Annotated in this window: 21 protein-coding genes and 1 other annotated feature; of the genes, 7 read left to right on the top strand and 14 right to left on the bottom strand. The window is 36.2% G+C overall.

What is annotated here, in order from left to right; all coding sequences use genetic code 11:
• Positions 1-48: 48 nt before the first annotated feature.
• Positions 49-244 (bottom strand) — a binding site (T-box leader).
• A 100-nt stretch (positions 245-344) separates the two neighbouring features.
• Positions 345-3,248, top strand: coding sequence for a transglycosylase domain-containing protein (locus tag AM499_RS01860; RefSeq protein ID WP_053592062.1), 2,904 nt, complete (start codon positions 345-347; stop codon positions 3,246-3,248).
• Between the two features lie 860 nt (positions 3,249-4,108).
• Here the strand turns inward: AM499_RS01860 and acsA are convergent.
• Positions 4,109-5,827 carry an acetate--CoA ligase gene (gene acsA / locus AM499_RS01855; RefSeq protein WP_053588598.1) on the bottom strand — a complete coding sequence of 573 codons (1,719 nt, stop codon included), beginning with the start codon at positions 5,825-5,827 and terminating at the stop codon, positions 4,109-4,111.
• A 165-nt stretch (positions 5,828-5,992) separates the two neighbouring features.
• Between acsA and AM499_RS01850 the strand changes: the two genes are divergently transcribed.
• Genes AM499_RS01850 through AM499_RS01840 form a run of 3 tightly spaced genes read left to right on the top strand, consistent with a single transcriptional unit; the run spans position 5,993 to position 8,482 of the window.
• Positions 5,993-6,625: a GNAT family N-acetyltransferase gene (locus AM499_RS01850; protein WP_053588597.1), complete on the top strand. Its 633-nt coding sequence runs from the start codon at positions 5,993-5,995 to the stop codon at positions 6,623-6,625.
• 37 nt (positions 6,626-6,662) lie between these two features.
• The gene (locus tag AM499_RS01845; RefSeq protein WP_053588596.1) at positions 6,663-7,310 is read left to right on the top strand and encodes an acetoin utilization AcuB family protein; all 648 of its coding nucleotides are present in this window, start codon (positions 6,663-6,665) and stop codon (positions 7,308-7,310) included.
• On the top strand, positions 7,307-8,482 hold the full coding sequence (locus tag AM499_RS01840; RefSeq protein WP_053588595.1) for an acetoin utilization protein AcuC: 1,176 nt from the start codon (positions 7,307-7,309) through the stop codon (positions 8,480-8,482). The genes AM499_RS01845 and AM499_RS01840 overlap by 4 nt, the downstream gene beginning before the upstream one ends.
• 66 nt (positions 8,483-8,548) lie before the next feature.
• On the opposite strand, the gene ccpA is transcribed toward AM499_RS01840, so the two are convergent.
• Both ccpA and AM499_RS01830 read right to left on the bottom strand, forming a co-directional pair.
• A complete protein-coding gene (gene ccpA / locus AM499_RS01835) occupies positions 8,549-9,547 on the bottom strand; it encodes a catabolite control protein A (protein WP_053588594.1) in 999 nt (332 codons plus the stop codon).
• Positions 9,548-9,690: 143 nt separating this feature from the next.
• A complete protein-coding gene (locus AM499_RS01830) occupies positions 9,691-10,776 on the bottom strand; it encodes a bifunctional 3-deoxy-7-phosphoheptulonate synthase/chorismate mutase (RefSeq protein WP_053588593.1) in 1,086 nt (361 codons plus the stop codon).
• 164 nt (positions 10,777-10,940) lie between these two features.
• Between AM499_RS01830 and AM499_RS01825 the strand changes: the two genes are divergently transcribed.
• A complete protein-coding gene (locus AM499_RS01825; protein ID WP_053588592.1) occupies positions 10,941-13,079 on the top strand; it encodes a cell division protein FtsA in 2,139 nt (712 codons plus the stop codon).
• Positions 13,080-13,494: 415 nt separating this feature from the next.
• Here the strand turns inward: AM499_RS01825 and AM499_RS01820 are convergent, their stop codons facing one another.
• The 9 genes from AM499_RS01820 to AM499_RS01780 form a co-directional block, all read right to left on the bottom strand.
• A complete protein-coding gene (locus tag AM499_RS01820) occupies positions 13,495-14,082 on the bottom strand; it encodes a YtxH domain-containing protein (RefSeq protein WP_053588591.1) in 588 nt (195 codons plus the stop codon).
• An 18-nt stretch (positions 14,083-14,100) separates the two neighbouring features.
• Positions 14,101-14,559, bottom strand: coding sequence for a DUF948 domain-containing protein (locus tag AM499_RS01815; protein WP_053588590.1), 459 nt, complete (start codon positions 14,557-14,559; stop codon positions 14,101-14,103).
• A gap of 290 nt (positions 14,560-14,849) precedes the next feature.
• Entirely contained in the window at positions 14,850-16,154 is a 1,305-nt protein-coding gene (gene murC / locus AM499_RS01810) for a UDP-N-acetylmuramate--L-alanine ligase (RefSeq protein WP_053588589.1), read from the bottom strand.
• A 125-nt stretch (positions 16,155-16,279) separates the two neighbouring features.
• A complete protein-coding gene (locus AM499_RS01805) occupies positions 16,280-18,748 on the bottom strand; it encodes a DNA translocase FtsK (RefSeq protein WP_053588588.1) in 2,469 nt (822 codons plus the stop codon).
• 234 nt (positions 18,749-18,982) lie between these two features.
• On the bottom strand, positions 18,983-19,588 hold the full coding sequence (ytpR, locus tag AM499_RS01800; protein WP_053588587.1) for a YtpR family tRNA-binding protein: 606 nt from the start codon (positions 19,586-19,588) through the stop codon (positions 18,983-18,985).
• Entirely contained in the window at positions 19,585-20,400 is an 816-nt protein-coding gene (locus AM499_RS01795; protein ID WP_053588586.1) for a DUF1444 family protein, read from the bottom strand. Before AM499_RS01795 ends, ytpR begins: the two co-directional genes overlap by 4 nt.
• A 60-nt stretch (positions 20,401-20,460) precedes the next feature.
• Positions 20,461-20,772, bottom strand: coding sequence for a thioredoxin family protein (locus AM499_RS01790; protein WP_053588585.1), 312 nt, complete (start codon positions 20,770-20,772; stop codon positions 20,461-20,463).
• Positions 20,773-20,785: 13 nt separating this feature from the next.
• Entirely contained in the window at positions 20,786-21,298 is a 513-nt protein-coding gene (locus AM499_RS01785; RefSeq protein ID WP_053588584.1) for a hypothetical protein, read from the bottom strand.
• Positions 21,299-21,426: 128 nt separating this feature from the next.
• Positions 21,427-21,948, bottom strand: a complete 522-nt coding sequence (locus AM499_RS01780) for a DUF84 family protein (protein WP_053588583.1) — start codon at positions 21,946-21,948, stop codon at positions 21,427-21,429.
• A 196-nt stretch (positions 21,949-22,144) separates the two neighbouring features.
• Here AM499_RS01780 and AM499_RS01775 point away from each other — a divergent pair, with 196 nt between their 5' ends.
• Positions 22,145-22,468: a hypothetical protein gene (locus AM499_RS01775; RefSeq protein ID WP_053588582.1), complete on the top strand. Its 324-nt coding sequence runs from the start codon at positions 22,145-22,147 to the stop codon at positions 22,466-22,468.
• Positions 22,469-22,570: 102 nt separating this feature from the next.
• Here the strand turns inward: AM499_RS01775 and AM499_RS01770 are convergent, their stop codons facing one another.
• On the bottom strand, positions 22,571-23,644 hold the full coding sequence (locus AM499_RS01770) for a M42 family metallopeptidase (RefSeq protein ID WP_053588581.1): 1,074 nt from the start codon (positions 23,642-23,644) through the stop codon (positions 22,571-22,573).
• Positions 23,645-23,816: 172 nt separating this feature from the next.
• Between AM499_RS01770 and AM499_RS01765 the strand changes: the two genes are divergently transcribed.
• Positions 23,817-24,131, top strand: a complete 315-nt coding sequence (locus AM499_RS01765; RefSeq protein ID WP_053588580.1) for a peptidase M4 — start codon at positions 23,817-23,819, stop codon at positions 24,129-24,131.
• Between the two features lie 728 nt (positions 24,132-24,859).
• On the opposite strand, the gene AM499_RS01760 is transcribed toward AM499_RS01765, so the two are convergent.
• Complete coding sequence (locus AM499_RS01760) at positions 24,860-25,705, bottom strand: YtnP family quorum-quenching lactonase (protein WP_053588579.1); 846 nt, start codon at positions 25,703-25,705, stop codon at positions 24,860-24,862.
• Positions 25,706-25,743: the final 38 nt, after the last annotated feature.

The raw sequence follows: 25,743 nt of genomic DNA, 5'->3' as shown, positions 1-25,743 counted from the left end.
TAAGTTCCTCCTTTTTAAAATAAAAAAGTCCCTGCACGAAATAAATCATGCAGGGACGCTTATTTATAATAGCGCGGTACCACCCAGCTTGAAGGAAAATCCTTCCGCTTCAATCACGATATCGTTGTGAATACGTCTAACTCCAAGACTGTAATTCATCGTTGAACACTGACTAGCTTTCACCAACCGCTAGCTCTCTATACAGTATGTGCAACAACTACTTCGGACTTTTCATCGTTAAAATATATAACTATTTTACCTAAACTAAAACGGTTGTCAATAACTATCGTCTAATGAATAACGATTATGGTATAATAATTCTTGATTTGGGGGTTGAAATGTTAATGGATAAATGGATAGAGAAAATCCAATTTTATAAAGATAAATTTGATGAATGGCAGTCTACTAAATGGGCAAAAGGCTTGCGTATCTCATCTAGTGTTATTTGGAACTTAAGCATACTCTTTTTAATTGTCTGCATCACTTTAGGTGTATTTGCAGCATCGGTAGGTGCGGGTTACTTTGCATCTCTAGTTAAAGAGGAGCCATTACGCGAAAAGAAAGAAATGAGAGCAGCAGTATTTAACTATGAAGAGACTTCCGAAATATATTTTGCCGGAGATGTCTATTTAGGTAAATTACGTACAGATCTAGAACGGACAGAAACTAAATTATCAGCAGTTTCTCCATATGTTTTAGATGCTGTTCTAGCTACGGAAGATGAATATTTTGAAGTACATAATGGAATTGTACCAAAAGCAATTTTCCGAGGACTACTACAGGATGTTACAAACTCTGATACACAAACAGGTGGATCTACTTTAACTCAACAGTTAATTAAAAACCAAATACTAACAAATGAAGTTTCCTATGAACGAAAAGCTAAGGAAATATTACTGGCTATGCGTTTGGAACACTTTATGAGTAAAGACGAAATCTTAGAAGCTTATTTGAACATTATTCCTTACGGCAGAAATGCAAACGGAAGAAATATTGCTGGAATCGAAACAGCTGCTCAAGGAATTTTTAATGTCAAAGCAAAGGACTTAAATTTACCTCAGGCTGCTTATATAGCAGGTATTCCCCAAGCACCATTTGCATATACACCATTTAGAAAAGGTGGTGTATTAAAAGAAGGAGAAGCTTTAAAACCTGGAATTGAACGTATGAAGACGGTTTTGTTTCGAATGAAAGAAACTGGTTATATTTCTGAGGAAGAATATAATTCTTCTATTAATTACGATATTACAAAGGATTTTAGACAGCCAGAAATTGTCCCAGAAGATAAATACCCATGGCTAACTTTTGAGATAGAAAACCGTGTAAAAGCAATTCTTCGTGAACAGTTTGCTTCAGCAGATGGGATAGACCCTGAAAGATTAAAATCGGAGTCAAAATTATACGATAAATATGATATTATAGCAGCACGTGCCGTAAGTACTGGCGGTTATAGAATTCACACTACTATTAATAAAGATATGTACGAGGCAATGATTCAAGTAAAAGATCAGTTTGATACTTATGGACATACATTCACAAAAGAAGTAAAAGATCCAAATACAGGAGAAACCATTACTCAAGATTATCCTGTACAAGTTGGAAGTATGCTAATTGAAAATGGTACAGGTAGAATTTTATCGTTCCTTGGAGGTCGTGATTATAATTTAGAACAATTAAATCACGCAACACAAGCCGTTCGTCCAATAGGTTCTACTATGAAGCCATTATTAGTGTATGCACCAGCTATTGAATATGGAGTAATTGGCGCTGGAAGTCCAGTTGTCGATGTTAAATTAGAGAATCTGGGAAGTACAACTTGGACTAAATCTCCTCAGAACTATACGAAAGAACAAGAGTTAGGGATTATTTCAGCTCGTGATGCTTTAAAAACATCACAAAACTTATCAACTATTCGTTTATATGATTTGATCATGGACAGAAAGCCTACTGATTTCTTATACAAAATGGGCTTCGAGCATATTGAAGAAAACGAATACGCAAATCATGCATTATCTATCGGCGGTATGACAAATGGTGCAACTGTTGAAGAAAATACGAATGCATTTGGAACATTTGCTAATAATGGACAGTTTATTGATGCTTATATGATTGAAAAAATTGAAGACGTAGATGGGAATATCATTTACCAACATAAGACTGAACCTGTTCAAGTATTTAGCCCAGCTACTTCTTATATTATTACCGATATGCTTCGTGATGTTTTATCGGATGGAACTGCAAAACTTGCAAAATCTAGATTAAAATTCCAATCAGATTTTGCTGCAAAAACTGGAACTACTCAAGATCATAATGACTCATGGCTAGTTGGATATAACCCAAATGTTTCTCTAGGTGTATGGCTTGGTTACGATTACAATGAAACCCTATTCTATATGAATAATCGTTATAATCATCCAAGTGTTCGAATAAACATGCTTTGGTCAAATATGATGAATGCTATGTATGATGTAAATCCGGACTTAGTAGATGCACCAAATCCTTTTCCGGTTCCTGAGGGTGTAGTGACGAGATCCTTCTGTGGTATATCTGGACTTGCAGTATCTGATGGATGTAGCAAAGCAGGATTAGTGAAGTCAGATTTATTTAATGCGGCTGCTATGTTACCTACTGCTTCGGATGACAGTCTAATCACATCATCCTATGTTGTGATTAATGGCAATAAATATCGTTCATTAGATTCAACTCCTAGTGAATTTGTTGTACAGGGCGGATACGGAGTAAACGAACAGTTTATTAAACGGATGCTAGGCAAATTCGGTGGAAATGCTAGCAAACTATTCCCAGAGAAATCTAGTTTTGCTGGTAATGTTGTTTCAGAAGAAGTATTCCAAGCTGATGGAAGTCCACCAACAGCAGTAACAGCAACTCTTTCAGGAAATACAATTACTTGGACAGACGCTGCTTCACCTGATGTTGTAGGATACAGAGTTTACCAAGTTGTAAATGGAAATAGAGTACTTGCTGCTACTAAACTAGAAGCAGAAAATAAGAGCTTTGTTATTAATGGTAGTGGTCAATATATCATTGTTTCTGTTGATATTACAGGGTTGCAATCGGGCGCTTCGAATATCGTATCAATCGAAGAGAAGACACCAGATCCACCTGAACAAGTAATTCCTCCTACTGCTCCTGAAGAGGGTTCAGAGGAAGTAATTATTGAACCAACCCCTCCTGAAACTGGTGAGACAACTACACCGGTAGAGGGTGAAGAATCAGATACACCATAAAACAAGCACCAAATATCTTCTGATTTTAGCGTTTATCGCATTGAAAGAAACGAAAAATACAATATTACGAAGTATCTAGAGAGGAAGGAAGTGAATTCAGTCACTTCCTTCCTCTCTTTTTTTATTTATAATACTGTTGCTAATGCGTAGCGTGTGACAAGCGCACATCCGCCTTTCTGTCTCTAAGTACAAATTATATACATAGACTTAAAATATTTTTGACCAACTATAGGCACTCACGTTGGCCGCACGTCCGCATGAGCCGCTGTATGCGCTAGCGCATTTCGCTGTCTCATTCGGCACGTCATGCGGCTGGCAAGCCGTGAATGCCAGTGTATTCTATTAATAATGATTTATGTAGATTCTATTATATGTTCAGCTATCACTCTTTTTATTGAAATGTACTGTATCATCGGATATTTCAAGGATGTCGACTCATCCTGCGGAGGCTCATGCATAGCGTGCGGTAAGCGCACATCCGTGTTCTATTCTCGAAAGTGAGTGATTATGATTAGCCCTTAGGTTGAATAATTTATATGCATATGCATAAATGCGTGACTACTAGAATCTCTAATGTAGATTTTATAAAATGTATTAACGACCAACAGTCTGAATAGAACATTCTATTATTCCTTTTCACTGCATGTACAGGCGTTTTCAGGATGTGCGCCTTCCACGCCGCAGGAGCGCGAAGAATGAGACCCCGTAAAGGATGTGGGAGCGACGAAGGAGCGACTCATCCTGCGGAGGCTCATGCATAGCGTGCGGCAAGCGCACATCCGTTTTTCTACTCTCGAAGGGTGTAATTATGATTAGAAAAAAGCCACAGCTTCCTGAAAATCAGGTAGCTGCGGCTTTTCTTAATCTTCCATTGTTGATAAATCACCAGTTGGTAATTTTAATTCCCACGCTTTTAATACACGTCGCATAATTTTACCACTACGCGTTTTTGGTAACTTGTCCTTGAACTCAATTTCTCTAGGTGCCGCATGTGCAGCAAGTCCTTTTTTAACAAACTGCTGAATATCTGCGATGAGTTCTTCTGATGGTTCATATCCTTCATTTAAAGCGACAAACGCTTTAATAATTTCACCGCGAACAGGATCTGGAATTCCGATTACTCCTGCCTCCAAAATAGCCGGGTGCTCAATTAATTTACTTTCTACTTCAAATGGACCTACTCGTTCACCAGAGGTCATAATCACATCGTCCACTCTTCCTTGGAACCAGAAGTAACCCTCTTCATCCATATAGGCAGAATCCCCTGAGAAATACCACTCGTCATTTATAAAGTAAGATTCATATTTTTCTTTATTGTTCCAAACTTGACGCATCATGGATGGCCATCCTTTTTTAATTGCCAAATTACCCATTGTATAAGGAGGAACAATATTCCCTTGATTGTCAATGATGGCAGCTTCTAAACCAGGTAATGGTTTCCCCATTGAACCAGGTTTAATCGGTAGACAAGCGAAGTTACAAATAACCTGAGCACCTGTTTCGGTCATCCACCAAGTGTCATGAATTCTTTTATTAAACACTTGCATTCCCCATTTAATTACTTCCGGATTCAATGGTTCCCCAACAGATAGAATATGTCGAAGAGAGCTTAAATCATGCTCTTTTACTATTGCATCTCCTGCTCCCATTAGCATGCGGAATGCTGTTGGCGCACTATACCAAACCGTTACTCCATATTGTTCTATCGCCTTGTACCACGCATCTGGAGAAAAACGTCCTCCAAGAATTAAGAAAGTAGTTCCAGTTAGCCAAGGTCCAAAGATTCCATAGGATGTACCTGTAACCCAGCCAGGATCTGCAGTACACCAATAAATGTCATCGTCTCTAATGTCCATTACCCATTTCATCGATTGATACTGTTGTACCATAGCATAATGCACGTGTAATATACCTTTTGGTTTTCCAGTAGAACCAGAAGTATAATGTAAAATTAGTCCATCTTCTTTATCAACCCACTCTATTTCAAATGAATCGGATGCTCCTTCTAATGCTTTATTAAAGTCGATAAATTTTTCGGTTTCCTCTACTGCTTCCCCTACTAGAAAGACTGTTTCTAAGTTAGGTAATTTGTCTAGAGGTATTCTTTCAAGCAGTTCGGGAGTAGTAACAATTGCTTTTGCTTCACTATCTAGCAATCGGTCGTATACTGCACCTTCCATAAATGCTTCGAAAAGTGGTCCAACGATGACGCCCATTTTAATTCCACCAAGTAACGCAAAATATAATTCGGGTGATCTAGGCATAAAAATGAAAAGACGATCCCCTTTTTGAAGGTTAGAATATTTGTTGTAAACGTTTGCAGCTTTGTTGCTTTGATTCTTCATATCAAGAAATGTATAGGATTCTTTTCTATTCGCATCTTGATAATAAAGAGCTACTTTTTCTTTTTTATCAGATTCTGCATGTCTATCGATGGCTTCATAGGCCATATTCACTTTACCTGTTTGTTTCCATGAAAAGTTTTTCTCTGCATCTTCCCATTGAAAAGTCTTTACAGTTTGTTCATAATCTTTTAATTGATAATCCCCTTCTAAAACTGGTAAAACTTCTATTTTCATCCTCTTCACCCTTTCGATAAATATACTCTTCTATTCTACAATACTTTTTTCTATTTTTGCTAATGTTTTGAATGTTTTATTATATTTCTTTTTCACTACACCTTGTCACTTTAAAATAAGGTATAATGTTTGTAAATTGCATTTATTTATTTAGGTGGTGAATTTGTGATACACAATAAAATGTATAATGCTACTGAATTAGAAACAAAGCATGGTACTGTTACTATCGAAGGCCCGATATCTTCAGACATTATTGCTGAATTAGAATTCCATGAGGATCTTGTATCTTTTAGAGCTCCTGCTCAACAACACAAAGCCCTCATCGAAATTGCTAAGCTACCAGAAGGAAGAATTATTATTGTTCGAGATGAAAATATCATTGTTGGATACTGTACATTTCTATACCCCGACCCACTTGAACGTTGGTCCCAAGGTAATATGAAAAATTTAATAGAATTAGGGGCAATCGAAGTTATCCCGAAATTTCGAGGAACAGGAGTTGGAAAAACACTTCTTCGTGTTTCAATGATGGATGATGCAATGGAAGACTATATTACAATCACGACCGAATATTATTGGCATTGGGATTTAAAAGGAACGGGCTTGAATGTATGGGAATATCGAAAAGTTATGGAAAAAATGATGCGAGCTGGTGGACTCGAATATTTTGCCACAGATGATCCAGAAATTAGTTCTCACCCTGCCAATTGCTTAATGGCTAAAATAGGTAGTAGAGTGGACAATGAATCTATTCAGCAATTTGATCAGTTACGCTTTATGAATCGTTTTATGTATTAAAGGTGAAGCGAAACAGATAGAAAAGGAGTACATTCTAATGTTAGTTGAAGAAATTATGAATACATCGGTTCCAACCTTAACCCCTTCACATACGATCAACGATGCAATCACGCTATTAAAAGAAAAAAAAATACGTCACTTACCTATCATAAACAAAGACCGAGAAGTAGTTGGAGTGGTAACGGACAGAGATTTAAAGGAAGCAACCCCTTCCACTCTTCAAAGCGTTCTTCATAATGATATATATGAACGTCCATTAGAAGAAATTATGACAAAGAACCCCATTACCGGTCATCCTTTAGACTTTGTTGAAGAGACAGCTAGTATTTTTTATGATAATAGAATTGGGTGTCTTCCAATTGTCAGTAAAGGTAAATTAGTAGGGATGATTACCGAATCTGACTTATTGTATAAGTTTATTGAACTAACTGGAGTTCATCAACCCGGTTCTCAAATCGAAGTACGTGTACCCAACAGACCAGGGGTATTATTTGAGGTATCAAAAATTTTCTACGAACAGAAGTTAAATGTATTAAGCGTTCTTGTATATCCCGATAAAGTGCAAAATGATCATAAAATATTAGTATTGCGTGTTAAAACCATGAATCCTCTTAAGCTTATTGAAGCGATTAAAGCAGAAGGATTTGAGGTATTATGGCCTAACCATCCAGGAATGAACGTATGAAAAAAAATGCCGTTTTTATCTTTTCAGAAAATCAGTTAGGCTATAAATTTTCTGACACGCATCCATTTAACCAAAAACGATTAACATTAACTGTTGATTTATTAAAAGAAATGAATGCGTTATCATTATCGGATATAGTCGCACCAAGAACTGCAACGGAGGAAGAATTAAGCTTAATACACGACACCCAATATATTGATATTGTTAAAAAAGCAAGCTTAGAGACTGGTGACACAAGTATTTATGAAAGCTATGGGATTGGCACTGAAGATACACCAATCTTTCCGCATATGCATGAAGCTAGTGCCAGTTTAGTAGGTGGAACGCTAACCGCCGTAGATTATGTGATGGAAGGTAAAGCATCACATGCCCTCAATCTAGGCGGTGGACTTCATCATGGTTTTAAAGGACGGGCATCGGGTTTCTGTATTTATAATGATAGCTCAGTTGCCATTAAATATATGCAGGAAAAATATAATGCTCGTGTACTGTATATTGACACAGACGCCCACCATGGGGATGGTGTTCAATGGAGTTTTTACGATGATCCTAATGTATGCACTATTTCAATTCATGAAACGGGAAGATATCTATTCCCCGGTACAGGTAATATTACAGAAAGAGGTTCTGGAGAAGGGTATGGTACTTCCTTTAATTTTCCAATAGATGCTTTTACAGAGGATGATTCATTTTTAGAGGTTTATCGTACAGCTCTTAGCGAGATTATAGAATCATTTAAACCAGATGTTATCTTAAGTCAAAATGGCGCTGATGCGCATTATTTTGACCCTTTAACACATTTGTATGGTTCGATGAAGATATATCGAGAAATTCCTAAACTGGCTCATGAGTTGGCGCATAAGTATTGTGACGGAAAATGGATTGCAGTCGGTGGTGGTGGTTATGATATTTGGAGAGTAGTTCCACGTGCATGGTCATTGCTTTGGATGGAAATGAATGACTTTAAAACACCCGAAGGAGAACTACCGAAAGCCTGGCTCGAACGTTGGTCTAAGGAATCTCCTATCCCCCTTATACCAACATGGATGGATCCTAATCCGTTATTTGAACCGATTCCTCGAAAAGCGGAAATAACAGAGAAAAATAAACAAATGTTAGACAAGGCGTTATTTTTATTACGTCAACAGAGTTCATACAAAAAACACCAGTAGCCTAAACGGTTCTGGTGTTTTAATATAATGCAATTACATTCACTTTCTTGATACTAAATAGGATGATTATTTAACAGAATCTCTTTCTTCAATACGATATGGAAGAACTACTGTATGTTCATCTATTTTTTCTTTATTCATAAACTTTGTTAATAGTCTCATGGAAACTGCTCCAATGTCGTATAAAGGTAATACAACACTCGTAAGTTGCGGTCTTACCATACGAGCTAATTTGGAATTTTCAAAGCTGATTACTTCAATGTCTTCTGGCACTTTTAGTCCACTGTCTTGTGCCCCATGGATCAATCCGATTGCTATTTCATCATTACCTGCAAAAAATGCTGTCGGAGGATTTTTTAATTTACTTAGTTCTTCCCAAGCTAGAAGACCGTCGTCATATGTATTTTCGACGCCAACAATTAGATCTGTATCTATTTCGATACCAGCTGCATCAAGCGCCTTTTCGTAGCCAGAAAGTTTATATAGTCGATTAATCGTCGAAGATATAGAGCCCGATACAAAAGCAATTCGTTTATGTCCGTTTTGTAGTAAACGATTGACTGCATCAACTGCTGCTTCATGGTATTCAATATTAACAGAAGGAAATGCATTAGTCGTTTCAATTGTGCCTGCTAAAACGATAGGCACTTGAGATCTTTCCATCTCATGTAGCATGTCATTTGTTACTTGGTCACTCATCATAACTATTCCATCTACTTGTTTACTGAACAAAGTGGATAAAAGCTGTACTTCTTTATCTTCTTGTTGATCGGAATTCGTTAAAATAATATTATAACGGTACATCGTTGCAATATCTTCTATACCACGCACAAGTTCAGCATAAAATACATTTGAAATATCCGGGATAATTACCCCAACTGTTTTTGTTTTTTTACTTGCTAAACCTCTTGCAACTGCATTTGGACGATAATCTAATCGTTCTATCACTGCTAAAACTTTTTGACGAGTTGCCGGTTTTACATTTTGGTTCCCATTTACTACACGTGAAACGGTTGCCATCGACACATTTGCTTCTCTCGCTACATCATATATAGTAATAGTCAATGCATACCCCTCCTTCACTACTCTGAATAATTATACTTTAAATAATACTTCATTTCCTATGTAACTTTCAATCAAATAGTAAAACCGACCCTAAAAAGAGTCGGTTTTGTGGCATTTCTCTGTCAAAACTAATGATTTTCTAATTATGCATGCACTTCATGAGTTTTCATGAATTTTTGCAGGGAGTCATAGAATTCATCAAATTGTTGTAAATTCATTTGTTGAGCTGCATCCGATAATGCAACAGCTGGATCAGGATGAACCTCAGCCATAACACCGTCAGCACCAATAGCAATAGCGGCTTTAGCAGCAGGTAACAAAATATCTCTTCGTCCAGTTGAGTGGGTTACATCCACAAATACCGGTAAATGTGTTTCTTGCTTTAAAATAGGAACAGCTGAAATATCTAATGTATTTCTTGTCGCTCTTTCGTAAGTACGAATGCCTCGTTCACATAAAATGATTTGGTCATTTCCTTGAGACATAATGTATTCAGCGGCATGAATGAATTCATCTAATGTAGCTGCGATACCACGTTTTAGTAATACCGGTTTGTTAATAGAACCAACTGCTTTTAATAATTCAAAGTTTTGCATGTTACGAGCGCCTACTTGCACAACATCAACGTAGTCAAGCGCTTCTTCTAAGTGGCTAGGGGTAACAATTTCTGATACGACAGCTAGACCATATTCTTGGGAAATTTGTTTTAATATTTTTAAACCTTCTAATCCAAGTCCTTGGAAATCGTATGGTGACGTACGTGGCTTGTATGCCCCACCTCTGATTAACTTTAACCCTTTTGATTGAATTGCAGCTGCTACTTCAGCAACTTGCGTATAAGATTCAACCGCACAAGGACCAAATACAAAAGATGGTGCTCCAGTTCCAATTTTCTCACCATTGATCTCTACAATTGTATCAGTTGATTTCTTTTTACGTGAAACAAGAAGTGCTTTCTTTTGATCATCCACTTGCAATTCTAGAGCTGTTTTAAAAATTTCCTTAAAAATATGCTCAACAGTTGACTGTGGTAGTGGCCCAGAATTATTCTCTTTTAAGTGATCTAACATGTGTCGTTCACGAAGAGGATCGTATCTGTTTACACCTTGTTTTTCTTTTACTCTTCCAATCTCTTGTACTACTCCTGCTCTTTCGTTAATTAACTGTAGGATTTCTACGTTAATCTCATCTACACGTGCGCGTAATCCATCTAAATCTACATGACTCATGATACTTCTCCTCTCTTTCTCTTCATCGACACTTTCTATCGCCTGAAAATTATGATACATTTTTAGTTATAAGACTTATTATAATCAATGCTTGCGAGAATGTCACGCTTTTTATTTTAGCGCTTCAACTCGCTAAAGTATTTGTCTAAAAAGGACGTGGGAAATTGTTACCTAAATTATTTGCACTCGATATTGGAACGAGATCTGTAGTTGGAATTATTTTAGAAGAACGCGACCAATCATTTCATGTTGTAGATATTTTAGTTGAGGAGCATAAAGAACGTGCAATGGTGGATGGTCAAATACATAATGTATTGAAAGTAGCAGAAGCAATTAACACGATAAAAACAAAATTAGAAGAAAAACATGGTCCGCTTAAAAAAGTTAGTGTGGCAGCTGCTGGAAGAGCTTTAAAAACTGAACAAGCATCTGTCCAAATGGATATTAAAAATCGACCAATATTTTCTGAAGAAGACATTAGTCGTTTGGAGCTTTCCGCCGTTCAAAAAGCACAAACAAATTTAGTACAAAAAGATATCGATAAGCAATCTAGTCATTATTATTGCGTAGGATATAGTGTATTATACTATCGATTGGATGGAGAAGAAATTGGTAGCTTAGTTGATCAGCAAGGAACTGAAGCATCCATTGAAGTAATTGCTACATTTTTACCACGGGTAGTCGTAGAATCGTTGTTATCTGCATTAAAACGTGCAGATTTAGAAATGGAAGCATTAACACTTGAACCGATAGCGGCCATAAATGTTTTAATTCCTTCATCAATGAGACGTTTAAATGTAGCATTAGTCGATATAGGTGCAGGAACTTCGGATATCGCTATAACAGATCATGGAACAGTAGTAGCTTATGGAATGGTTCCAATAGCTGGAGATGAAATAACAGAAGCATTAAGTGATCATTATTTATTAGATTTTCCTTTTGCTGAGGAATCAAAAAGATCAATTAATCAAAACGAGTGTATACATATTAAAGATATTTTAGGTTTTGACCAGGAAATACCTAAGGATGAAGTAATTGATGTTCTTCGACCAGCAACTCAAGTGTTAGCGGCTGCTATTTCTTCGGAAATATTACGATTGAACAATAATAAGCCAACGAAAGCAGTAATGCTAGTCGGTGGAGGCAGTTTGACTCCTGAACTTACAACTATACTTGCAGAAGAATTGAACTTGCCAGAAAATCGAGTAGCTGTACGAGGAATCGATGCTATTCAAAACTTAACTAAGGAAGAACATATTCCGGTAACTCCAGAGCTAGTTACTCCAATCGGTATAGCCATTGCCGCAAAGCGTGCCCCTATACAATACATGTCTATTGAAGTAAACAAACAAATAGTACGTCTTTTCGAATTGAAGGAAATGACAGTTGGAGACGCTTTTCTTGCAGCAAATATTTCTGCAAGAAAATTATATGGAAAACCGGGAGCTGCCCTTGCTGTTCAAGTAAATGGACAAGATATTTATATTCCTGGAGAACATGGAAAGCCAGCAATCATTCATCTAAATGGACAAGAAGCAAACACGAAAACAATCATTCAAAGCAATGACCGTATTGAGCTAATGGAAGGCCAAGATGGAAGACCAGGAGAAGCTACTGTTCGTGACCTTCTAGATGATGCATCCGTTAAAACTGTTACCTTCCAAGGGGTTATGCATATTGTGGAGCCTATAGTGCGAGTAAATGGAGAAAAGGTCACTCTGGATACACCATTGAAAGAAAGGGACAAGGTTATTGTTGAAACTCCTCAAACCGTTGAACAAGTATTACTAGCTATTCAAAAAGGAAGCTATCTTACACAGCTAAAACCTTATACGATTACAATAAATGAAAAGAATCACTATATACCTGATTTTACTTCTCATATTCTGTTAAATGAAAATCCAGTGAAACTGCAATACCCAGTCCAAGATAATGACAACATACAAATAAAAATTGTTAGCGCCCCTTCCCTTCAAGAGATTGCTAATAAACTAGATAAAAGTTTAGATAATCGAATGAAAGTTATTTTTCAAAACGAGGAAATAGAATTGTATAAAGAGTGTGCTATTGTTACCTCAGGTGATATTAAACTTACCTCACAGGACATCATTCCAAATGAATCTATTCTTCTATGGCAAGAAATAAATACATCTCCTTGGATCTTTCAAGATGTATTTCGTTTCTCCAATTGGACTTTACCAGATGTAGCTAGTTCATTTCAAATATTGAAAAATGGGCAAACATCTGGTTTCGACGAAGAAATATTTGGTGGAGACCATTTAGAAATAATATTTAATAATTAAGATTCTTATATAATACATGGACATTTTATTGTCCAGTATATCGAATTTAATTCGTAAGTAAAACTAGAGCAAATTTTTATCACTTAATTTTTTCAATTAGTTTATTGAAAATCGTTGAAAAAGGAGACACTCCTGTGGGAATAGCGTTAGCCGCAGACCCCGCAGTTGAGGGGAAGGCAATCTAAGTTCGCCGCATCCTGCTCCTGCGCAAAGCTCGTCGCAAAAGAACTTTTGCGGCAACGATTGCATGACCAACATCGTGTTGGCCTAGGAGGCTAAGGCAACGCCAACGGAAAGGGAGCCGTTTCAACGATTTTCTTATTTATCGGATGACAGGTTTTCATTACTAGAACACATTCCGTTTAATCGTAAAAAAAGTGGTAATCCTTTTTCTAAAGGACTACCACTTTATTATTTATTTATTTGATTTGTTTTCTACGATTGCCTCTTTTATTGCTTCTGCTACAACGGTTGAATTTTCTTCTTGCTTATCCTGTTCTGCCGTTAACTCTTCCGTCGTATGAGAAATGGTTTCCATAAAGTCCATTGGCTCTTCACCTTCATAAGATGCAGTTCCATCGTCTAAAGGAGACGTTGGTGTACCTTTAATAGACTTTACTTTATCCACGATTTGACCAGATTGTTCTTGTAATTGTTTAGACAATTGAGTGGTCTTCTCTTTCGCTGTGGAAGATAGATCCATTGTTTTATCTTTTAACTGATTCGCTTGCGTTGAAATATTTCCTCGTAGCTCAGTACCAGTCTTTGGTGCCAATAATAGAGCAGTTGCAGCACCGATGATTCCACCTACGAACATTCCTAATATAAAGTCTTTTCCTCCCGATCCTTCCTCGCGATAAATATAATCTCTACTTTCGTTATAATATGGTTGAGGTGGATAGGTTGGTTGAACCTGCTTGTTATAGGATGCCGGATTATCGTAATACTCTGCATTGTACTTTGAATCGTTATAATTTGGTTTATTGTGGTCATAGTTGCTCATTTTAAATTCCTCCAATAATTATAAATTTTTTTCTGATTCATAAGAATAATATCCTGCTTCTTCTAATGCTTTACGCTCTTTCCATTTGTCACGTATGCCAAACAAGATATTACTCCATTGGACAACCTGTGCAATCTTTTCTTCATTTTTTTCTACTTCCGTTGTTACAGAAGAAGTAATTCGTTGAATAGAATTGTTTAAACTTGTTACGGAAGTTCCAACGTTCTTTACTGCATCGACTACAGTATTTAATTTTTCTGATTTTTCTTGAATGTCCACTGCTAATTCATTTGTTTTATGAAGAAGCTCTGCAGTTTCTTTCGTGACATTTTGTAAATTTGTATCTAGCCCTTCTAGCGTATTTGCAACATTATTTAATGTCTTCTTAACAGAAAACAAAGTAACTGCAAGGCTTATACAAAGTACCAAGAATGCTATTGCGGCTATAATAGCGGCTATGTATAAGAGATTTTCCATTTTGTATCCTCCTTCAGTTGTTATACATAATTTTACCCCAAAAGAATTAAATTAAACTTCTTTCTCTATATTACTATACTACGTTTCTTATAAAAATCCTTTAAAAAAATGCTTAATCCTAAATGGATTAAGCATTTTTAACTTTCTTAAAAATTGGAGATGCTTATAATAATTTCTATAATTCGCGACATCCGTGTAACAACAGTTGCACGACCCACGACATATATTCATGCTCACCAGTAAAGTTACTTTGCGACGAGTAATCGAAAGAGGAAAAATTAAAGCGTTTGTCAACAGTCTGAAAGTTTTTGTTCAAAAGCTTGTTGATACTTTTGAACATCTCCAGCACCCATGAATAAGAAGATGGCATTTTCATGAGCTAGCAGCTGATCTACCGTTTCTTCGTTTAAAATATGGCTTCCTTCAATAATATCTGCTAACGTTTGAATAGTTAAGTCTCCAGCATTTTCTCTAGCAGACCCAAAAATTTCACAAAGGTATACTTCATCAGCTAGGCTTAAACTTTCTGCAAACTCAGTTAAGAACTTTTGAGTTCTTGTAAATGTGTGCGGTTGAAAAATAGCAACAATTTTTCGGGTTGGATATTTTTGTCTAGCTGATTGTACCGTTGCTGTTATCTCAGTAGGGTGGTGAGCATAATCATCAATAAGAACACGATTATCTATAGCAGTCTCTGTAAAGCGTCTTTTAACGCCTTCAAACGTTTCTAAACCTTTTTGAATAATATCTGCCGGTACATGTTCATAATGGCAAAGAGATATAACAGATAAAGAATTTAGCACTGCATGATCTCCGAACATTGGAATAGAAAAACGATGATAAAACTCGTTGCGAACAAACACATCAAATGAAGTGCCCTCTGTTGTTTTTTCTAAGTTTCTAGCAGCAAAATCATTGTGCTCCCCAAAACCGTAGTAAAGCACTGGAACAGGCGCTTTAATTTTTTGCAGATACGTGTCGTCTCCACAAGCAATTATTCCCTTTTTCACTTGCATAGCCATAGATTGAAAAGCTTGGAAGACATCATCAATATCGTTAAAATAATCTGGATGATCAAAATCAATATTAGTCATAATCGCATAATCTGGATTGTACGCTAAAAAGTGTCTTCGGTACTCACATGCTTCAAAAACAAAATTGGAAGCATCCTTCATTCCTTTTCCTGTTCCATCACCAATTAAATAAGATGTTGGTTTATAGCCACTTAATACATGTGAAAGTAATCCTGTTGTTGATGTCTTACCATGTGCACCTGTAACAGCTATAGAAGTAAATTGACTCATATAGTCACCTAAAAAATCATGATATCGAATTACTTCCAAACCAAGCTCTTTTGCTTTCACTATCTCTGGATGGTTATCTGGGAATGCGTTACCTGCAATAACGGTCATGCCTTCTTTAATATTATCTTCATCAAATAACAAAACATTTATATCTCGTTCGTGTAATGGTTTTTCCGTAAAAAAATACTTCTCTATATCAGAGCCTTGTACTTCATTACCTACATCATGTAATATTTGTGCTAACGGGCTCATTCCAGACCCTTTAATGCCTGTAAAATGATATTTTGTCATACGTTGTAAACCTCCTGGGATTATCCCCACTTATATACATAAATCAGTTATCAATAGTATACTTCGTCTTAGTAGACGTATTCCCAATTATATCATTATTTAATCGGTAATATTAATAAACTATATTAACTAAATATTTGTTCTAGACTCTCGTTAGTTAGTAACACTTCTCTAGCTTTACTTCCCTTTTGCTCCGTAATATATCCATTTTCATACATAGCATCTATTAATCTAGCTGCTCTGTTATAGCCTAAATGGAACTTTCTTTGTAATAAAGAGGTAGATGCAGAACCTTGTTCTACAACAAATCGACATGCTTCTTCAAAAAGTTCATCCTGTTCTGTTACATTCTCTGCCTTTTGAAGCAATTCTTCTTGCTCAAACATGTACTCAGGAGTTCCTTGAGTTCTTGCATAATCAATGATATTTTCAATTTCATCATCCGTTACGAATGTCCCTTGAATTCGTACTGGACTGGACATGCCATTTCCTTGGTAAAGCATATCCCCTTTCCCTAGTAATCTTTCTGCTCCTTGTTGATCTAATATAGTTCGAGAGTCAATTTGTGAAGAAACAGAAAAAGCAATTCGGGTTGGAATGTTTGCTTTGATAAGCCCCGTAATAACATCTACCGATGGTCGTTGGGTCGCTAATACTAAGTGAATACCACACGCTCTCGCTTTCTGGGCGATTCGACAGATTGCATCTTCCACTTCAGTAGGGGCCATCATCATCAAATCTGCAAGTTCATCTATTACGATGACGATATAAGGCAATTTCTGAGCAAATTGTCTCTTTTCTGTTGCCAATGTATTGTATCTACTAATATCTCTTACACCAATATGGGCAAATAATTGGTAGCGTCTTTCCATCTCCTCTACCGCCCACTTCAATGCGGCAGTTGCTGCTTTCACATCTGTAATAACTGGGCTAACAAGATGAGGAATATGATTAAACGGCGCGAGTTCTACCATTTTGGGATCAATTAATAGAAGTTTCACTTCATCTGGAGTTGCTTTATATAAAAGACTTACGAGTAACGAATTAATAAATACTGACTTACCAGATCCTGTTGCACCTGCAATTAAGCCATGAGGCATTTTTCGCAAATCAAGCGTTACTGGTTTTCCCGTAAGATCTAACCCTAATGCTGCTTCAAGAGGAGAATCTGATTCCAGAAACACATTTGTATTAATCACTTCTGATAATCGTACAGCTCTTGATTTTCTATTAGGGATTTCGATTCCAATTGAACTTTTCCCTGGAATTGGTGCTTGGATACGTATATCTTTTGCAGCAAGCGCAAGTTTTAGATCATCCGCTAAATTACGAATTTTACTTACTTTTGTCCCATGACCTACTGTTATCTCAAATTGAGTTACTGCAGGACCTTGAACCATTTGAACAATTTCACCTGAAACTTGGAAATGGGATAATGCTTCTATAAGTGTGAATGCTTGTTCCTCCATCCACTCTCTATCTTCATTTTTCATTTCTGGAGGTAATAAATAGCTAAGATCGGGTCTTGCATAAATGGAATGCTCTGGTTGAGATTGCGTGTTTAAATCACTTTGACTTTGAATCGGTTGTAAAGTCACCGCTTTTACTTCTGGAGCATTCTTAGTCGGTTCTTTTATTAGCTTATTCATTTTTTCCTTATCTGATTTAAGCATTAGTACATTAAATGGTCGAATGTTTTCTTTCGGTACTATTTTTGTTTCTTCAACTGACTCTACTGGGTTGTCCATTAGTTCATATTTAACCTCTACTTCTGCTTCTGCTTCTGCTTCAACAATAGGTTCTGAAACTATAGGATCTATTTCAACTTCAAGAACCTCTACTTCCTGAGGAACAACAGTTACCGCAATTTCTTTCGTAACTATTTCTTGCTCAGCTTGTATTGATGTGCTTGCATCTATTTTAGTTTCCTGTTTTTTCGTAAAAACAACATCTGGGGAAGTCACTTGAGTAGAAGAAATTGTTTCTTCTTTATATGGTGACTCCTCGTCAGTTTTTATATGGTCCATTGACACTTCCGCTTTATTTCCCCGTCTATTGGAGAATCCAAAAACTGGTGAAGGTACTTGTGTAGGATAAACTGTTATTTCTTTATATGATGCTTTCTGCTCAGCATCTTTAAATTCCATCGACTCTTCCGTTTTATTTCCACGTCTTTTCGAAAATCCAAAAACTGGTGAAGGAACATCTGTAGGTGTAAACGCCTTTTTCCGTGTTTCAGTAATGGTCTCTTCTATTATTTCTTTTTTAGGAGTTCGTGGTATAACTGGAATTTCCTTTTTAGGAGCTCTGTGTACGACGACAGGTTGTAGTTTTCTTTGTTGCCACAGCTCTTGTGTATGAAGAGGTCTATAAGTTTCTTGTTCTGTTATATGTTTTTTCATCACTGGTTCTACATTTTTTTCTTCTTTTGGCTCTCCAAATAGAAATTGATCTTTTTCTTCATCTGGTATTAGTGGAAAACGAAAAGGTGTTTTCGATTTAGAGATAGAATCTGGTCTATCCCGTTCTACCAATTGTTCGATGTCTCTATATTCTTCTTCATTTTTAGCAAATAGTTTTTTTAACCAATTCAATTTCATCAACTCTTTCTAATAGATACATTTATTTTACCAATAAAAACGCTTAGCGTCCTTATTTTAAAGAATTTGAAATGAATTTGAAAAGAAGTACACCATAATAGGTGTACTTCTGATTGTAGATAAAATCATTTTTGGTAAATTTCTCCTTAGACTGTGTTGTAACCGCTTTTCAGTGCGAGCGTTTGCCAACAGTCTTAAGTACACCATATTAGGTGTATTTTCTCTTATTTATTGAAAAAATGAGCTTCCAATTTCTGATTGTTCATCCAAGATGAGAATCCCTTTTACTTCTGGAGCGTTTGGTAAATCTAGTTCTCTTGCTGAACATAGCATTCCACTAGACGCCACTCCTCGTAATTCTGCATCTTTAATAACCATACCAGATGGCATTACAGCCCCTACTTTTGCAACAACTACTTTTTGTCCCGCATCCACGTTCGGTGCTCCACAAACAATTTGCAACGTGCTACCACCGATGTTTACTTGGCAAACCTTTAATTTATCTGCATTTGGATGTTGTTCTAATGATTCTACATAACCTACTACAAACTTTGGTGAAAGGTCTACATTTAGTTTATAATCTACTTCATTCGATTGGAGCGCTTGTTCTAGTTTGGCTACAAATTCTTCCGTTAAAGTTATATTTCCATTTTCCTGAATGTCAGCATATTTACTGAATTCGAAAATATTAATTGCTAAAACCTCATTAGTATTCGCATTTTTAATAAGTGTTACATCACCTTTGGATTCTGTAACTACTTTTTCAATTTTTTCTGATGTGAATTGAAGCAACAATACATCTCCAACTCCATTAAGGTTGTAAAAAACATTCATTTTTCTTCTTTCTCCTTCGCTACTCGATTTTTTGCCATAATAAATATTGGCTCTAAATCTCCATTTTCATATATAAATGATAAAGAGGTAATAGGTACAATTCCAACTGTAAAAAAGTGCATCGTCATTTGTGCCAAAACATCATACCCCGTCTCATTTCTTATATCACCAATTATCATAACATCTTGATGGGGTACAGAAATAGTCATATCTCCAACAATTAACTTTTTCATGTCTTTTAAAAGAGACTCATTGAGTATTCTACTTGCATCATAGCCATCGTTATTATTAAAAAAGTAAAATACATTTCCTGCTACTTCATCTTTTTTAAAATTATTTACTAAATTTCGAACTTGAAATAGCGCTCTTTCACGAATTTCAGTTTCCCGTATACCCCAACTCTGCAGCATTTTCTCATCTAGTAACCGATAAGTTTTTCCAAGGTCTAATGCATAATAAATTCTTGTTTCTGCTGTATGTTCTTTCGTAACAAATCGATTTCCTTCATTTGATTTTTCAGGGAAAGAGGTGGAACGAATGACCGGGTATACAGAAGAAGAAGGATCAATGTCCCCAGAAATTTCTTTTTCCATTGCTTGAAAAGTTTGATGAATGGTATACACAACTTCTTCAACGGCCAATTCTTTTTTTGTTTCAACCTTCGCTAAAATTGGTGGGATAGAAATATCTATACCCTTATTAAGTGCTTTATGAGTTAATCTAAGTTTATTCGTTTCCCTATTAAATTCGTAAAGAAATGTATCTTCCGATAACTTTGTTTTCAAAAGCTGTATTAGTTCTTGTGCTTTCATGCGTATTCCTACTTTCTCATAAATAAAACGGTCCACTAATTGTGAACCGCTCTGTTGTTGTTAGATTGTTTGAAGAAATGATTCGATTTCTTCTCTTGTTTTACGATCTTTGCTAACAAAACGTCCTTGTTCTTCCCCTTTATCATATACGATAAAGCTTGGAATTCCAAAAACATCTAATTGAATACAGAGATCAATAAATTTATCACGATCCACAGAAACAAATTGAAAGTCTGAAAACTTTTCTTCTACTTCATCCATAAATGGATCTATGAAATGACAGTCTGGACACCAGCCAGCAGTAAATTTAAACACTACCTTACTTTCTTGTATTAATTGATTGAATTCTTCCACTGAAGTTAGGTTTTTCATTTTTCTTTCCTCCTTAGTCAGTTGAAATAGACCTTACAATCATCATCATTTTCTCTATATTAGAAGCGATATCTTGTTGTTTTGATATAGTAGTAAGCTTTATGCCGCCTATACTTGCTATAAGTTCAAAGTTTTCTTCACTACTCTCAATAATTGCAGCAAAACCAAACCTTCCGTTTTGTTCAAATGTATCTTTTTCAACTATTTTTAAATTTTTATTATCCATCATTAAATCATAATATAATTGACTTCCAGGAAGCTCATTGGGATTAACAAATAAAATATAGGAATCATTGCCTTTAGATAAAATAATGTTCGTTTGATCAGAGTCATCTTCAATAGAAAATCCACTAGGCAAAAATATTTTCAAATTATCTACTGTTTTGTTGGGCTTTTCCGCATCCCCTTGAAACACTTCTTTTGCATTTTCCATGCCATCTTCCGCTTGTTCTTCAACTGAAGAACAGCCAACTAATAACAAGACAGCTAGTGACGCGATACATAACCGCATCCAATTTCGAGCCATTTACTTTCCTCCATTCAAAGCATAACTGCTATATATTTTATAGATGATTTCAGTCACTTGCAACTACAGGATACTTTCCATTTTCTTTATAGAAGAATTAGAAATCTAAGAGGCAAGTTCATTCTTATTTAGAGCTTCTTAGAAAGTTCGAATTGACCTATAAGTAATAACATAATATGCTCAAACATGTCGCTTCTAGACACAAGACCATTCGTAAATACACCGATTGCCCCTTCATCATGACGAATATCATTCTTATTAGTAAAGACGTCCATTACAGGACCAAGTTCCGAACCTGCCTTTAGCAAAACAGCAATTTCATTTGGAAGAGGTACACCTGCCCCTGTTGCAGAAAAAACTCTCCCATCTTTTGTTACAAGGGCACCCCAATTGCAGACATACATCGTCCCATCTATCTCTTTTACGCCACCTTCTAATCCTATTCCAAATTCAGCGTCAACATTCTCCACCATTAAGTGTTTTGCACGATTAATAGCACCTTGTCTTGTTTCCTCATCACTCATTGGTTGATTGGATACAAGTGAAGGGACATCCTTATTTTCAAATTCGGCATTTGGATAATATTTAGTTGATATAGTTATGACTGCTTTGGTTTTAGCTCTATTATTGGTTCCTATTAATATTTTCAAACATATTCTCTCCTAACTAGTAAAGGTTCTCGTGATGTTGACAGATTCATCTGAAAAATAGTACTCATACCTCAAGTGCTATTTCGACTTATTCATAAATAGTAATTTGAGTTATATTATCCAAAATAAAGAACTATTGAAACTTTTGGAAGTTTTATTCGTATGAAGTGTAAACAATTTTAGGTGGTGTATTTTTTTGAAAAAAGGTTATGTTGTACTTCTTACGGTATCTATAGAAGCAATCATACTCTCGCTCGCTTCAGTTATTATTGGATGGGCATTGATCGATACACTTTTTTTAGGTAGTCTTGTAATATTCGGATCTGTTTGGTTGTTTCAATTATATACGAACCAAACAACTAATGAATTAAATGCACACATAAAAGGTTGGAATAGATTAGATAATGATGGTGTTAAACCATTTCGATTTAACATATCACCAATCACATTAGGTCTATTGCTATTTACACTAGTTAGTTTTTTTATTGCAATCCTTTCATATTTTCCTTATTTTATATAGAATTAATTAGTAAATCTATAATAACTAGATGATAATTTTAATTTTCAACAATTAAAAAATCAGGAGCCGAAATTAATTTTTCGGCTCCTTCTTTTTATTTTATTATACGTTTGCTTTAATTGTTTCTAAAGTTGTTCGGTCACATGCTTTCACTAATTTAGTTATAAGTTCCTTAGCTGCTGCGTAGTCATCGGTATGAATAATTGAAGCAGAAGTATGGATATAACGAGAGCAGATTCCAATAACTGCACTAGGTATACCTTCGTTGGAAGTATGCACTCGTCCAGCATCTGTACCACCCTGTGAGATGAAATATTGATAAGGAATTTTATTTGTTTCAGCCGTATCTAATACAAATTCTCTCATACCGCGGTGTGTTACCATTGTACGGTCAAAAATACGTAAAAGAGCTCCTTTTCCAAGTTGCCCAAACTCATTTTTATTACCTGAAGCATCATTTGCAGGACTAGCGTCTAATGCAAAGAATAAATCTGGCTGAATCATATTTGCTGATGCTTGTGCACCACGCAAACCAACTTCTTCCATAACATTTGCACCAGAATAAAGCAAATTAGGCAATTGCTCATTTTGTACTTCTTTTAATAGCTCAATTGCAAGTCCACAACCATATCGATTATCCCAAGCTTTAGCCATGATTTTTTTATCATTCGCCATCGGTGTGAACGAACAAACAGGGACTATTTGATCTCCTGGTCTTATTCCCATACGCTTCACATCTTCTTGATCGTCTGCACCAACATCAATTAACATATTTTTAACGTCCATTGGTTTGTTTCTCATTTCATCACTTAATAGATGAGGCGGAATAGATCCAATGACTCCTGGAATTGTTCTATCTTTCGTTACGATATCTACGCGTTGTGCAAGTAATACTTGACTCCACCAACCGCCTAATGGTTGAAATCGAATCATTCCATTATCTGTGATACCTGATACCATAAAGCCAACTTCGTCCATATGTCCAGCAACTAAAATTTTCGGACCATTTTCGTCCCCTTTTTTTAATCCGAAAATGCCTCCCAAATTATCTTGCACGATTTCATCTGAATACTTGGAAAGTTCACTTCGCATAAAAGAACGTACTGCATGTTCATTTCCTGGTGCTCCTGGTAATTCTGTTAGAGTTTTAAAAAGCGAGCGCGTTTCTTCATTCATTTCTAAAAGCCTCCTAAAGCTTTGGTCAAATTTAAATAATAAAATTTAGATTCCTCTTCTATTGTAATAAATGCCAGAATCGTTTACTACTTAAAAACTTCGACATTCGAAAAATTTATTTGATTGAAAATATATGATACACTAAAAAAAAGACGTTAGGAGGAGTAGAACATTGAAACTTCGTGACTATATGATGGGTCTTGGATCAGGAATTGTAATAGGGATAATTGCTAGTCAGGCAACTAATAAATTGAGTATTAATCGATCACCAGAGCTTGTTTTAAGAGAAATAAAAAATTCATTTAAACAAGAAGGTCCAATAGATGGTTCATGGATTTATATGAGTCCAGAGCCTTTCACTAATGAGGCAATCCATACAAATGTATATAAAGGTGGTATTTCTCGTGTTCGAAATGGCGAGCTCGAGCAATTTGAATTTTCTGCAGATACTAAAACAGGAACTGTTGTGGAGTTAGTAAAAGTTTAATAGATATATAATAGTGAATTTGTTAAATATTATTGTTGACTAATGTGTAGCGTGTGGAAATACACATCTGTATTTCCATTCAAAGTACACATAGACTGAACATATAAAACCAACTATAGGCATGCGCTTTCCGCAGGCGAGCGCTCTTAGCAAGTATGTGAACGACATTTCGTTCACATACTTGCTTTTTGTGTGGGCACCGTTGATTTCCGTTCCAGGCGAACGCTTTCCGCCGGCATGGCTTCAGCCGCTTCCCTCACTACGCTCAGTCCAGGGTCTTCAGCTCATGCTATTCCGGCTGGAGTCGCCGCATGAAACGAAAATCAACTATTTTATGCTCAAAATTAAGCCTTTGTAAGTGCTCCCCATATTTTCAACTCACTGATCAACATTGTCATGCGGCTAACAAGGCGCAAATTCCAGTGCCCCAAATTAAATATGTAAGTCTATTCTATAATAAATTGTTCTGAATGCAGCTTCTGATTACTTCTAAGTATATAAAGAGAATGTTCCAGGATGTGCGCCTTACAAGCCGCAGGAGCGCGAAGAATGAGACCCCGTAAAGGATGTGGGAACGACGAAGGAACGACTCATCCTGCGGAGGCTCATGCGTAGCGTGTGGCAAGCGCACATCCGTGGTCTACACTCTAAAATTGAAAAAACACGACTTATTAAGCAAGCCATAATATAAAAAATCAGCTGCACTTGACTAGCGTGCAGCTGATTTTTTAACGAGTTCGGTCTAATTTGTCTATTATTTCTTTTCCATCCTCTGACCATTTGATCACACGATAAAAAGCATCATGGTAAAAACTAAACCAATAATTATTACTAAGCGCTTCGTTCACCCATCTTTCTTTTGCAAAAACGGAAGTCATCGGATAATCGTCGTATGCTAACACCCACAATGGATTTTGGTGTGCATGGGTTGGCATTAAATCCGCCATATGAATAATCGTTTCTCCGTTTTGTTTCAATAAAACAATACTATGCCCATCACTATGTCCACCCGTATGGACTATCTCTATCCCATCCACTATTTCTAATGAACCCGAAAATGAAATAACCTGCCCTTCAATTGGCTCCCAGTTTTCTTTCCAGTAAGTATTTCGTGAACGGATATTAGGATTTCTCATTTCTTTCCACTCAACATCTGAAACGTAAATTTTCGCGTTAGGAAAACTTGAAACTAGCTCCTCATTCTCCCACTTTGTTAGGCCGCAAGCATGATCAAAATGGAGATGTGTCATGATAATAATGTCAATATCTTCTGGTAACACACCTAGTTGAACGAGGTTGTCCTCCACTTGAGATTGATCAGTTATACCGTAGTTTCTTATTTGTTTTTCTGTAAACTTACCGTAGCCAAGCCCCGCCTCCATTAAGATATTGTGCCCATTGTATTGGATAAATAGCGGATCTGACGGTAACTCTATTTGATTTAATTCGTTTACAGGATATTTCTTTTCCCATAACGGCTTTGGTACAACACCGAACATGGCTCCCCCATCCATGAACGTAGTACCGCCTTTAAGCCAGGTTAATGTCATATTGTGAAATTGAAGCGTATCCATTCTCCATCTCCCCCTAATCGATATCGTCAACACTTAAA

This window comes from Bacillus sp. FJAT-22090 (assembly GCF_001278755.1).
GTDB lineage: Bacteria > Bacillota > Bacilli > Bacillales_A > Planococcaceae > Psychrobacillus.
This window is presented reverse-complemented; position numbering and strand designations above follow the sequence as displayed.